The following is a 12183-nucleotide window of genomic DNA, read 5'->3' on the forward strand; positions in this document are numbered from 1 at the left end:
GAGGCTCCCCGACCGCCCGCGGAAAGCGAGTGCCTGGAGTGGAAATCAACGTCTAAATTGTACAGGCCATAAAAATAGACAAACTCGATTTCTATCGAGTCTGTCTTCAGTATGAAACCACCTATATTCATAAAAAATGTCATATGTTTACGTTCGTTTCACTTCAAGTCTTTGCGCCACCAAAGACAGACTATAGTTAACGACGAAATACATAAGTGCAACCAGGATCAAAATCGGTATTAAATATTTTTGACTTTGTCCGTAGATGATCTGCCCATGATGGGTCAGCTCTGGCAATGAAATGACGACCGCTAATGAGGTGTCTTTCAACAGAGAAATGAATTGACTGACTATAGGAGGAACCATGCGACGCATCGCCTGGGGCAAAATGATATGTATCAATGCCTGTGTATAGCTTAAGCCTGATGATCGAGCCGCCTCCATCTGACCTTTATCAATGGATTTTAATCCGCTTCTGATTACTTCGGAAAGCATGGCCGACTCAAAAATCGTCAAGGCCACGATGGCTGCAGGAATGATTTCCAGTTTAATGCGTATCTCTGGCAGTGCAAAATAAGTAAAGAAGATGATCAATAATAACGGTAAATTACGGACCGTTTCGACGATTAGAGCTAATATTTGCGATAAGACCGGCACTTTCGCGTAACGGATTATTCCCACAATACCGCCTATGATGAAGCTTAGAATGATTGATATAAAAGCTACCTTAAGCGTTACCCAAAATCCCTCTAATAAAAATGCTAGATTATCCGGTGAATAGGCACCTGCAAAATCCATACCTTATACCTCCCTCAATTACTCTTAGCTAGACGTTTTTCTAAATAACCAACGCCCAGACTTAAAGGAATGGTAAGAATCAAATAAAACGCGGCAACAAAAATGTAGACATCGAACACGACAAAAGTCCGCGAAGAAATCAAATCTCCATGGTACATGAGGTCAAGTCCGGCAACTACGGCTAAAATGGAAGAATTTTTCACGAGATTGATAAATTGATTCCCCAGAGGCGGGATGACTATTTTGACAGCCTGCGGCAAAATGACGAGCCTCATTGCTTGTCCATAGGTCAATCCTGATGAGCGGGCAGCTTCCATTTGTCCTTTTGGCACGGAAAGTATTCCTGCCCGGATGGCCTCGGCTATGAAGGATGAAGTATAAATGGTTAAGGCTAACGTTCCTGCATATAGACCGCTAAGTTTAAGGCCGAGAAAAAAGAAAAATGTAATGATCAATAACGGTATGTTCCGAATGAACTCGACATAGGCGGTTCCAAGCCAATTCAGGGGCTTAATCGGGGCAATCCGCATGATGGCAACAAGTACTCCAAGAATCAAACTCGCAACTAATGCAATCAAACTTGAAAGTATCGTATTTTTAAAGCCTAATAAATACATATCCAGATTCTCTGTTAAAATGGAGAAATCAAGCACGGCATTCACTCCTTTAACTAGTAAGGATGAGCAATTAGCTCATCCCCACAGAAAAAAATGTTCAAATGTTGGTCAAGACCTTTACCTTTTACATTATTTTTAAAATTGTATTAGTGTTTAATCCATTTATCATGAATTTCGTCGTACTTGCCTGAATCTTTAAGCGCTTTAAGTGCTTTATTCAATTCGGCAACAAAATCCGCATTTCCTTTTTTGACAGCAATTCCATAAGGCTCGTCTGTAAATGTACCGCCAACAAGCTCATAATTCGGATCTTCATCCGCCATACCATAAAGGATGGAATCATCCGTGGTCAACGCATCACCTTGCCCGGATTTCAGCGCCGCAAACGCTTCGGAGTAGTTTTCGAATTCAAGCACTTGAGCGTCAGGTGCTTTTTCACGGATATTTATGGAAGAAGTTGATCCTTTTACTGCCAATACCTTTTTGCCTTTTAAACTATCGATGCCCTTGATGTCGCTTCCTTTCTTAACTAGCAAAGATTGTCCGGCATCAAAATAGACATCCGTGAAGTCCACTTCTTTTTTACGATCTTCCGTAATCGTCATGGTGGCTACAATTGCATCGATATCGCCATTATTCAATAAAGCCATCCGTGTTTTGGAAGTCACCTCTTTAAATTTCACTTTGTTCTCATCACCAAGAATTTCAGCAGCAAGCGCTTTGGCGATATCAATATCAAAGCCTTCTACATCGCCAGTACTAGGATTTTTCAGCCCGAATAATCTTGTATCATTTTTGACCCCAAACACAATTTCATCTTTATCCTTCACCTGTGCCAGTACATCTTTGTCCTTGTTCCCGCCTTCTTTGCCTTTGTCAGAATCCTTGCCGGAACTGCATCCAGCCAATAAAATGACAGCCATTAACGACAGCAAAGATAATTTCATCCATTTCTTTTTCTTCAACATGTAAATCACCCCTGTTTTCTAATTTAATGATTTAATATACGGCTAAGGAATAAACGAGCCCTCTCTTCACGAGGATTGGCGTAAAACTCAGCCGGTGTTGCCTCTTCCAGAATCTTGCCTTCGTCCATGAATACGATTCGATCCGCCACTTCACGGGCAAATCCCATTTCGTGGGTGACCACCACCATCGTCATCCCTTCATGGGCAAGGGCTTTCATAACATCCAAAACCTCGCCGATCATTTCCGGATCCAAAGCTGAGGTTGGTTCATCAAACAGCATGATTTCAGGCCCCATCGCCAATCCTCTGGCAATGGCGACCCGTTGCTGCTGTCCGCCTGAAAGCTGGGAAGGAAATGAATTCGCTTTATCTCCTATCCCCACTTTCTCCAAATATTTAAGTGCAATCTTTTTCGCCTCCGATTCGGATTGTCCCAAAACCTTCCTGGGGGCAAGCATGATATTTTCAAGCACCGTTTTATGTGGATACAAGTGAAAATGCTGGAAAACCATACCGATATTCCGGCGCAGTTTGTTTATGTCCGTTTTTCTGTCCGCTACATTTAACCCATTTATGGAAAGTGAACCGCCAGAAATCGTTTCCAGGCGATTGATGCAGCGCAGCAATGTGCTTTTACCTGAGCCGGACGGACCGATGACCACGACCACTTCCCCTTTATTGATTGTTAGATTAATCTCCTTCAGCACCTGAAAATCACCAAAATACTTATTCACATCATCAAAAACAATCATAATAAGCCTCCCTGCGACGAATGTAATATTTATAATAATCAGAATCGTTTATGTATCCGCTAGCATCCTCGCTTATATCATTCCTGCAATCATCAGCATTTCCTGCCCCGGAAAAAACCCTTCCCTATTATTTCCCATCACAACTCTAGCAATACTTAAACCTAGCTAATTTATTGTTATTTTAATCTAGTAATTATAATAATATATTCAATATTCACAATTTTATTATATCTAATATTGCTTAAAATTACCATATAAACTTTAATTTGTTAAAAATGATATTATATTTCATGATACTATTGCCATATTCCATAAAACATGCATATGTAACAGCATTTTCAGGGTATTTATTTCCCGTAAGCCTATAAGAGCATTAAAGAACATAAAAAAGACAGCCTTGTTGGCTGTCTTTCAGACTGTAGACAATGTGGCCGTTGGTTTCCTCTCCAGGCACTCGCTTTCCGCGGGCGGTCCGGGAGCCTCCTCGGCTTTCAGCCTCCGTTGTCTCCCGTGACTCGCACTTCCCGCAGGAGTCTCGTACCTTCCGTTCCAACCAACTTTGTTTTACCTTTTAGTTAGAACACTTTTGCCTAGAGTCATTCTTGTTTTAAAATAAAAATATTAAAACTTGAGGTGATGAGGATGCTTTCTAAACATGATTCTATTCAGCGAGATCAACTTGAAATGATTACGTTAGATCAACTGGTGCCACCGAACCATTTGGTGAAATAGAGGGTGCCGTGGACTTCACTTTCATTAATGACTTGGTGAAAGATATGTATTCAGAGGTAGGACGCTCAAGTATTGATCCCGTTATATTATTGAAACTGACTTTCATTCAATATACCTTCGGCATTCGTTCCATGCGTAAAACGATTGTAGAAGTTGAAAACAATATGGCTTACCGTTTGTTTTTAGGCTATGGCTTCCATGATAAAAGCCCCATTTCTCTACGTTCGGGAAAAATTATGAGCGACGCTTTAAAGATACAGACCTGTTTGAACAGATTTTCTATCGCATTTTAATGACAGCTGCTAATAAAAGCTAATACATGCTGAACAGGTTTTCGTGGATTCCACACATGTGAAAGCCAGTGCGAATAAACGGAAATTTGAAAAGAAATTCGTTCGTAAAGAAACACGAGCGTATCAAGGACGCCTTCAAGAAGAAATCAATCAAAATCGTGAAAACCATGAAAAAAGCCTTTTCCGCCAGATAAATTTGATAAAGAAGAGACCATAGAGATTAAAGAAAGTACAACGGATTCTGAGAGTGGCTACTATGTAAAAGATGAACGAACAAAACAGTTTGCCTATTCATCCCACGTGGCCGCAGACCGCAACGGTTTTGTATTGGGAACGATTGTAACACCTGGAAATACACATGACAGTCAGATCTTAGAGCCACTAGTTTAACAAGTGATTGAGAAAGTTGGAAAACCGGAAGCCGTTGCCGCAGATGCCGCTTATAAAACACCTGCGATTACAAGCTACCTATTTAACAAAGAAATCATCCCGGCTTTACCCTATACACGTCCTCGCACAAAAGAAGGATTCTTCGGCAAACAGGACTATGTATACGATGAACATTTTGATGGTTACCTTTGCCCAATGGGCACGCTATTAACGTACTCAACAACAAATCAAGAGGGCTATCGAGAGTACAAATCCCCAAAACACATTTGTGCATCATGCTCATTTTTATCACGGTGTACGGAAAGCAAAGACTGTCAAAAAGTGGTGCCACGGCATATCCGGCAAACACATGTGGAAGAAGCAGATCATCTGCGTCATCATCAAGTTGTAAAGCCTATATATGCGAAGCGTAAAGAAACGATTGAGCGTGTATACGCAGACGCAAAAGAAAAGCATGGGATGCGTTGGACTACTTTAAGGGGACTTAAAAAATTGTCGATGCAGGCGATGCTTACTTTCGCTGCCATGAATGTAAAGAAGATGGTCAATTGGACATGGCAAGTTCCAAAAATGGCCTAACATAGTGGGCTCGTAGAGCCCCAATCTTTTAACTATAGGAGGAAATTCCAAGGCAATTTCAAAAGGGGCTCGGAATTTTTTAATTCCGAACCCCTTTTGTCTACAAACTGAAAGACAGCCTTGGCTGTCTTTTTCATTTCTTGATGGCATCTTCGAAAGGAGCTGAAAAAAGGCCTCTTGGAGCCAGCATATCCGTTTCCGATTCACGACTTCCCCCTGCTACCGTATATGGACCTGCAGGAAAAAAATCAAACAGAGCACTTTCCTTATGCAGGATCAGGAAATACTCGTATAAATCATCCATCAATTCTTGATATTCTTCCGGCTTTATGCATTCACCGTATTCATCAAATTCAAAGTTTTCATTAATTGCATCTTGAAGTTCATCATGGTTGGAAGAAGCGATATAAAGATCCACATCTCCACATTCCATACATAAAAGAAGTTTATCCTTTTGAGCCTCTTCAAAGGATTTTCTGACGATTCCCATTAAAATAGCTTCAATCTTTGCCGGATTAGATAGTTTAATTTTTGTTTGAAGCAAAGAAACCCCTCCCCATTTAAATACAAAGCATTTGAAAAGTATATACCAGCCCGGAACATTTAAAAAGCAATATCTCTGAGGTACAACAATTCTATGACAATCTCACATTCCATCCACTTCTCGTGAAGAAAATATCGCTTCATGATAAGCGGGAAACGCAGCTCTCCTAATCTGATAAAATGCGAAGCTATTATAATACAAAGAAAAAGATGATCGGAAGCGTGATCAAGCTTAATGACGTACTTATGAACGTAGCGCTCGATACGAATTCAGGCTCAGTATTGAATTGGAGTGCATACATTGTCGTATTGGCCGCCGTCGGCATCGCAGCCACGATGATCATGATATGCCTGACCATATCATCAACCGGCAGTGCAAGTGAAATCAGGAAAGCGATTACTGGTGAAACGGCAAGTTTAAGAAGAAGCGAAACAGATAGCTTCCGGTATGCCATTTTTTTCAATGATATGTTGGCAAGCTGCATTCCAAGTGTAACCATGATGGTCGGGATGGCCGCATCGGCAACTAGGTTTACCGCTTCCATAACCGAATTGCTTAATGGGATATTCGCCACTTGAAAAGCGGCACCTGCCATTGCCCCATATACGATCGGCATCTTGCACACCGCTTTAAGCGCGGTTTGGACTCCATTTCCCTCAGGGCTTCCCTTCGCCGCGAAATAAATCCCGATCGTGCACATGACTAATTGCTGACCCACCATAAGGATGATGGCATAATCGAGCCCTATTGCCCCGAATAAAAGGAAAATCACTGGAGTTCCGTAATTCCCATTATTCATGAAGGCAGACGCCAAAATCATGCCGCTCGTTTCAGTTACCGTATAATTCCGAAAAAAAGCAATGATATAGACCACCAATATGAGCGAAAGGCAAAGTACAATCGTGAATAAGAACAGATAAATATAATCAATCGTAAATTTTGCAGTATAAAATGTTCGAAATATCAGGAATGGTGACATTAAATATAATGCCATCGTGGAAATCGATTTTGTATCGAGATTAAACTTTTTCTGACCTATGAACCCTAAAACAAAAATTCCAAAAATCGGTAACAAAACGCCTAAAAACCCCATACATTTCACCTTCATCATTTTATTAATTTTAATCTAACCATATCAGTTTTATATTTTTTTGTAAAAATTCATTCAACGGATCTAAATTCAATGTCACATATCTTAACATATGTGGGTTTTTTAATTGTTTTTAGAAAATAAATTCCATTTATATCTAAATATGGTATATTACTTATTATATTCACGTAATAAAATATACCATCAAAACTTATTAGTTTATTACTGATTAAGGGGTGTTTTAAATGGATGTAAAATTCATGGAGATGGCTGTGCGACTTGCGCATGAAAATGTATTGGCTAAGAATGGCGGACCTTTTGGCGCCATTATCGTAAAAAATGGGATCGTTATCGGAAGAGGCTGCAATAATGTGACAACAGCAAACGATCCAACCGCTCACGCCGAAGTGCAGGCAATCCGTGATGCATGCAGAAACCTCAATTCCTTCCAGCTGACCGATTGTGACATATACACAAGCTGTGAACCTTGTCCGATGTGCATCGGTGCCATTTATTGGGCACGGCCAAGAGCGATCTATTTTGCTAGTACCAAGGAAGATGCTGCACATATCGGTTTTGATGACCACTTCATTTACCAAGAACTCTCCATTCCAATCGAAAACCGTGCCATTAAGATGGAACGATTGTCTTATAACGGCCATGATTTGCCATTCCGGGCTTGGGACATCAACAGTGAAAGAGTGAACTATTAATCGGCAAGATAGGGGATTGAAAAATCCTTCAGCGATCTCGCTATAGGTCCAACTCCTGCAGACTGCATCATTAAAAACGGGAAAATCGTAAATGGGTTCTTCGCGCGGCATCGGGTGATATGAAGGATATCCACAATCAGTCGAGCCGGGCAAATGGTCCATTCCTCTTTCTTTTATGGTCACTTGCACAATCCTGATTGGTCCGCCCTTCTGACCTTTAACGGGATTAGGACTTGTTTTCCATTTCCCGGTTCAGTCATTTCCCCGTTGAAGCCACAATGCCACTTGGATAAGCTGGAATGCCCCCCCCTGATTGAGAGGGGGGCGAATAAAAAAGGTTGCACCATTACACGAACCCTGTAAAGGATATTGGGTTGCATCTATGGTAAAATAAAAAGTAAAACTATAAAACTCTTGGAGGGATCTAGATGGTGAAACATGATCAAAAGATTATCGGGTATATCGGCACGTACACAAAGGGCGACAGCAAAGGCATTTACCGCTTTACATTAGATACAGCAGAAGGGAAACTCAGCACACCTGTTCTTGCAGCCGAACTAACCGATCCGACTTATGTTACGATCAGCGAGGACAAAAAGAATTTATACGCCATCTTAAAAGAAGCGGGAAGCGGCGGGGTCTCTGCCTATTCCATAAATGAAGAATCAGGAGAATTGACGTACCTTGGCAAACAGCTGACACCTAATGGTTCTTCCTGTCATATTAGTGTCGACAGCAAAAAAGAGGTTTTGATCACTTCCAATTATGGAGACGGCCTGATTGAAAGCTATCAGCTCCAGACCGATGCGACTCCAAAACCTGTATCTTCCACCATTCGTCATGAAGGCCGCGGACCGAATGAAGAGCGCCAGGAAAAGGCACATACTCACTTCGCTGGTTTCACGCCGGATGAACGTTTCGTTGCGGTAGTCGATCTTGGTATCGATAAAGTGATAACGTATGAAATACATAATGGTATTCCGGAAGAAGTAAGCAGCCTATCAGTCTCTCCCGGCAGCGGACCTAGGCACTTGACGTTCCATCCTAATGGAAAGTTCGCGTATGTGATGGCAGAGCTTGTACCCGAAGTCATCGTTTTAAGCTTCGATGATCAAACCGGGCGTTTTTCTGAAATACAAACGGTTCGGAGCACGCCAGACGATTTCAAGGAAAATAACCAAGGAAGCGCAATTCATATTTCTGATGACGGACGGTTCGTATATGCCGCAAACCGCGGACATGATAGCATAGCCGTTTATGAAATCGCTCAAGAAACCGGTCAGCTATCCTTTGTCGAACTCGTTTCTACGGAAGGGCATTGGCCTCGTGATTTTTCATTGGACCCTAGCGGAAGATTTTTGATTGCCTCCAATGAACAATCTGGAAACCTGACCCTATTTTCCAGGAATGAAAATACCGGAACATTAACACTGTTGCAAAAAGATATCGAAGTTCCCTTTCCGGTTTGCGTAAAATTCCTTTAATTCTATCAACTAAAAAAGGAAGGAAGCTGCTGTGCCAGCTTCCTTCCTTTTTATTACCTGTCTTTACAACCACTTCTCCGCCATTTCGGGAAAATCTATGAATGGGTTTCGATTACCCTGGATTTCCTGAATAGCTTGGTTTCTATGTTTTTCATACGTACTGACCGGAAATAGCCGATGCCATTCCAGCAGAAGAGCCATGTTCACGTTGCTGCTATTGATGATTCCCTCATATCTGATAGAAAAATACATGGTTGCCCTTGCTACAATTCCTTTGCCGTATTCAGGTTCGAACTTCCCTTCTTCCGATTTGCCGCAACCCGCTTTAATACCAGCAGCTCCCACTTCCGGGACATAATCCTCAAAATCATGGTAGGGAAAGTTGCCTCGGCTGCTGTTACAGCCTGGTTCACAAGCAAACAGATGATGCAAATCCCCCCGCATCGGTTCTTTTTTATTGAACCACGATTGGGGTACGACATGTTCACAATTGACGAGCATGTTCTCAAGTTTTTCGGATTGGCTAGACAACACTTCCAGTATACGGATATCTTCCTCGATGGCTTTAATGGGATCCATGCCTTTTCCGGAATACAGACTCTTCAACTTTCCATTTTCCTGTAAATCCACCCAAGGGTAAACATGTCGATGCGGTGAGTAGTTCAGCTGGTCTTTATGGGTAACTGCCAGTAGATTCTTCAGTCCATCCCTGCTTAAGGAATCTTCTTGATAGTACGCTTTCTTCAGTTCCTGATCTTTGTTTTCGTCGTAGTATTCTCGATTTTCACTGAATTCCACAAGGGTAGCCATAGCCATTTCTCGTTCCTGCTCTAGTACTTCAAAACTATTCTTCATCCACTCATCCCTCCCAATTCTATTAAAAACCATATTTTCCGTAAATTAAGTTTAATTGATTTAATTGGATAAAAAAAGGTGCTTTAGAAGGGTCTAACGCAGGATTTCAATGAAATGGGTAAGGATTTTCGCTGTCAATCCCCAGATGACGCGATCCTTATATAAGTAAAAATACTCTTCCATCTGTTTTGGCTGCCATTGATAATTTTCCCCGCCCACAATTAAATCATGGGGGAAGTTTTCATGCGGTTCAATTTTGTATTGGACATGATAAATCTCCGGCGGCTTTTCCATAAAAAACGAAAGCGGGACAGTGAAAATGGTTTCAACCTCAGCTGGATTAGGCGTGATCTGCTGAAGGTTACGGACAAAGCCTGCAAACGGATAAACGATCATTCCAAAGGGGGATACCAAATAATCGATCGGAAACACATGCGAGATATCATCCTTACCCAATCCAAGCTCCTCATTCGTTTCCCTAAGGGCTGCCGCCAGCTCATTACAGTCAGACTTGTCTATTTTTCCGCCCGGAAAGCAGATATCCCCCGGCTGCCTCCTTAATTTGTGCGAACGCTCTTCAAAGAGAACGTGCATTCCATCTTCGTTTTCTATTAACGGCACCAATACCACATACTTTGAAAAATTTCCGCTCCCCAAAATTTCAGGGCTATGTCCCATCAGTTTTTTTGTTATGTCTTCACTTTTCATCTCCCACACCTCTATTTATGGATAATATGAATGATATAAAATCGATGCATATGCAAACGATCCTTATCCCTCCATTTTCAAACATCCGTGAAAACTAAGCAAGGAAAACGATTCCAATTCCAAGTATCATTTTGTACAAGGAAAAGCTTCAAGTGTGATGGAAGGTTTTAAAGGGCAGAGAAAAATAGGCTTCCGCTCATATGATTCCGAGTAAAGGTTCTCGATATGGGCAAAGAAAAAAGCACCGTCACATGTTTTACGGTGCCAAAACAGATTCTCTTGTTTTATAATTCAGCTAAAGTGCTCTTTACTGTCGTCACGATGAAGGAGAAATCTTCATCTGTAATACTAAGTGGCGGAGCAAGTGTGAGGATATTATTGAAGCCCGCGACCGTATCGCCATTTTTGCCGATGATCAGTCCCTTTTCCTTACAGGACGCTATCGCTTTATTGATTTTGGAAAGCTCAATTGGTTTTTTTGTCTGTTTATCTTCGACAAGCTCGATGCCTACCAACAATCCTTTACCACGTACATCCCCAACATTCGGATGTGATTTGATTTCTTCAAACTCTTGCAGGAAGCGAAGCCCCAACTCTTTTGAACGTTCTATTAGTTTCTCATCTTCATATATTTCCATATTCTTCAGGGCAAGCGCACAGGATGCTGGATTGCCGCCAAAGGTATTCACATGGCGCAAGCGATCATAATCATCCGAACCGACATACGCTTCATAAATTTCCCGTTTTACGGCTGTAGCCGATAAAGGCAGGTAAGCGCTTGTAATCCCCTTTGCCATCGTTACGATGTCCGGTTTTACATCATAGTTCATGAATCCGAATTTCTTTCCCGTTCGGCCAAACCCGCAAATGACCTCATCGGAAATAAGCAGTACGCCATTTTTCTCACAGATTTCCGCGACACGCTTCATATATCCTTCAGGCGGCATGAGAATTCCGCCACCGGTGATGATCGGCTCCATGATCACCGCTGCCACAGTCTCGCTTAACTCCCATGTAATCGTACGCTCAATTTCCGCCGCACTTTTTTCGCCGCTCTCGTCCTCTGAATTTCGATAGGAATCAGGCGGCGACACATGAAGGAAGCCGGATGCAAGCGGTTCATACTTATACTTCCGCTGTGCCTGCCCCGTTGCGGCCAAGGCTCCCATTGTATTGCCGTGATATCCGCGGTAACGGGAGATGAATTTATAACGGCCATGATCACCTTTTTGCTGGTGGTACTGCCGCGCTATTTTAAAGGCGATTTCATTCGCTTCCGAACCACTGTTGGAAAAGAAAATGACATAATCCCCGCCAAGCCAATCATTCAATTTCTCAGCTAGCTTGATGGCCGGGATGTGACTATTCGTTAAAGGGGCATAAGGAAGTTCCTTCAGCTGCTCATAAGCTGCTTCAGCCAGCTCCGTTCGTCCATAACCAACATTGACACACCATAATCCGGACATCCCATCCAGATAACGATTTCCATCCACATCCGTGATCCAGGCTCCTTGCCCCTTTTGAATCACCATTGTCCCTGGGTTCGGTTCGGCCCCTTTCATATGATGCCAAACGTATTTTCCATCCTTCGTCTTATAATCCTGACCTTGTTTTTCAACCTGCATAAGATACACCCCTCCAGAATGATGTATAAAGCAGG

The 12183-nt window shown here is 42.1% G+C and carries 11 protein-coding genes and 1 pseudogene; 3 read left to right on the forward strand and 9 right to left on the reverse strand.

The window, feature by feature from the left end:
* Positions 1–147 precede the first annotated feature (147 nt).
* The 4 genes from AS888_RS00385 to AS888_RS00400 all read right to left on the reverse strand — a co-directional run bounded on the left by AS888_RS00385 (position 148) and on the right by AS888_RS00400 (position 3135).
* On the reverse strand, positions 148–798 hold the full coding sequence (locus AS888_RS00385) for an amino acid ABC transporter permease (protein WP_061140234.1): 651 nt from the start codon (positions 796–798) through the stop codon (positions 148–150).
* Positions 799–812: 14 nt separating this feature from the next.
* Positions 813–1451 carry an amino acid ABC transporter permease gene (locus tag AS888_RS00390; RefSeq protein ID WP_061140235.1) on the reverse strand — a complete coding sequence of 213 codons (639 nt, stop codon included), beginning with the start codon at positions 1449–1451 and terminating at the stop codon, positions 813–815.
* Between the two features lie 110 nt (positions 1452–1561).
* Positions 1562–2383: a transporter substrate-binding domain-containing protein gene (locus AS888_RS00395; RefSeq protein WP_061140236.1), complete on the reverse strand. Its 822-nt coding sequence runs from the start codon at positions 2381–2383 to the stop codon at positions 1562–1564.
* A 23-nt stretch (positions 2384–2406) separates the two neighbouring features.
* Entirely contained in the window at positions 2407–3135 is a 729-nt protein-coding gene (locus AS888_RS00400; RefSeq protein ID WP_061140237.1) for an amino acid ABC transporter ATP-binding protein, read from the reverse strand.
* A 642-nt stretch (positions 3136–3777) separates the two neighbouring features.
* Here AS888_RS00400 and AS888_RS00405 point away from each other — a divergent pair.
* A pseudogene (locus tag AS888_RS00405) lies at positions 3778–5129 on the forward strand (IS1182 family transposase).
* A 133-nt stretch (positions 5130–5262) separates the two neighbouring features.
* Here the strand turns inward: AS888_RS00405 and AS888_RS00410 are convergent.
* Positions 5263–5673 (reverse strand): hypothetical protein, encoded by a 411-nt coding sequence (locus AS888_RS00410; RefSeq protein WP_061140238.1) that lies wholly within the window; start codon positions 5671–5673, stop codon positions 5263–5265.
* 190 nt (positions 5674–5863) lie between these two features.
* A complete protein-coding gene (locus AS888_RS00415) occupies positions 5864–6766 on the reverse strand; it encodes an AEC family transporter (protein ID WP_061140239.1) in 903 nt (300 codons plus the stop codon).
* A gap of 242 nt (positions 6767–7008) precedes the next feature.
* Between AS888_RS00415 and AS888_RS00420 the strand changes: the two genes are divergently transcribed.
* Positions 7009–7476, forward strand: coding sequence for a nucleoside deaminase (locus AS888_RS00420; protein WP_061140240.1), 468 nt, complete (start codon positions 7009–7011; stop codon positions 7474–7476).
* A gap of 428 nt (positions 7477–7904) precedes the next feature.
* On the forward strand, positions 7905–8960 hold the full coding sequence (locus tag AS888_RS00425) for a lactonase family protein (protein WP_061140241.1): 1056 nt from the start codon (positions 7905–7907) through the stop codon (positions 8958–8960).
* Between the two features lie 63 nt (positions 8961–9023).
* Here the strand turns inward: AS888_RS00425 and AS888_RS00430 are convergent, their stop codons facing one another.
* The 3 genes from AS888_RS00430 to AS888_RS00440 all read right to left on the reverse strand — a co-directional run bounded on the left by AS888_RS00430 (position 9024) and on the right by AS888_RS00440 (position 12148).
* Positions 9024–9815, reverse strand: a complete 792-nt coding sequence (locus AS888_RS00430) for an endonuclease I family protein (protein WP_061140242.1) — start codon at positions 9813–9815, stop codon at positions 9024–9026.
* Between the two features lie 93 nt (positions 9816–9908).
* Positions 9909–10523: an NUDIX hydrolase gene (locus AS888_RS00435; protein ID WP_061140243.1), complete on the reverse strand. Its 615-nt coding sequence runs from the start codon at positions 10521–10523 to the stop codon at positions 9909–9911.
* 284 nt (positions 10524–10807) lie between these two features.
* Positions 10808–12148 carry an aspartate aminotransferase family protein gene (locus tag AS888_RS00440; protein ID WP_061140244.1) on the reverse strand — a complete coding sequence of 447 codons (1341 nt, stop codon included), beginning with the start codon at positions 12146–12148 and terminating at the stop codon, positions 10808–10810.
* Between the last annotated feature and the right edge of the window lie 35 nt (positions 12149–12183).

The sequence above is a fragment of the Peribacillus simplex genome, from assembly GCF_001542915.1.
Taxonomy (GTDB): Bacteria; Bacillota; Bacilli; order Bacillales; family DSM-1321; genus Peribacillus; species Peribacillus simplex_B.

Bases quoted from the DNA above. Each gene is read 5' to 3' on its own strand.
- AS888_RS00395 (WP_061140236.1), bottom strand. From the start codon at position 2,383: ATGTTGAAGAAAAAGAAATGGATGAAATTATCTTTGCTGTCGTTAATG.
- AS888_RS00435 (WP_061140243.1), bottom strand. From the start codon at position 10,523: ATGAAAAGTGAAGACATAACAAAAAAACTGATGGGACATAGCCCTGAA.
- AS888_RS00385 (WP_061140234.1), bottom strand. From the start codon at position 798: ATGGATTTTGCAGGTGCCTATTCACCGGATAATCTAGCATTTTTATTA.
- AS888_RS00415 (WP_061140239.1), bottom strand. From the start codon at position 6,766: ATGGGGTTTTTAGGCGTTTTGTTACCGATTTTTGGAATTTTTGTTTTA.
- AS888_RS00420 (WP_061140240.1), top strand. From the start codon at position 7,009: ATGGATGTAAAATTCATGGAGATGGCTGTGCGACTTGCGCATGAAAAT.
- AS888_RS00440 (WP_061140244.1), bottom strand. From the start codon at position 12,148: ATGCAGGTTGAAAAACAAGGTCAGGATTATAAGACGAAGGATGGAAAA.
- AS888_RS00430 (WP_061140242.1), bottom strand. From the start codon at position 9,815: ATGAAGAATAGTTTTGAAGTACTAGAGCAGGAACGAGAAATGGCTATG.
- AS888_RS00400 (WP_061140237.1), bottom strand. From the start codon at position 3,135: ATGATTGTTTTTGATGATGTGAATAAGTATTTTGGTGATTTTCAGGTG.
- AS888_RS00425 (WP_061140241.1), top strand. From the start codon at position 7,905: ATGGTGAAACATGATCAAAAGATTATCGGGTATATCGGCACGTACACA.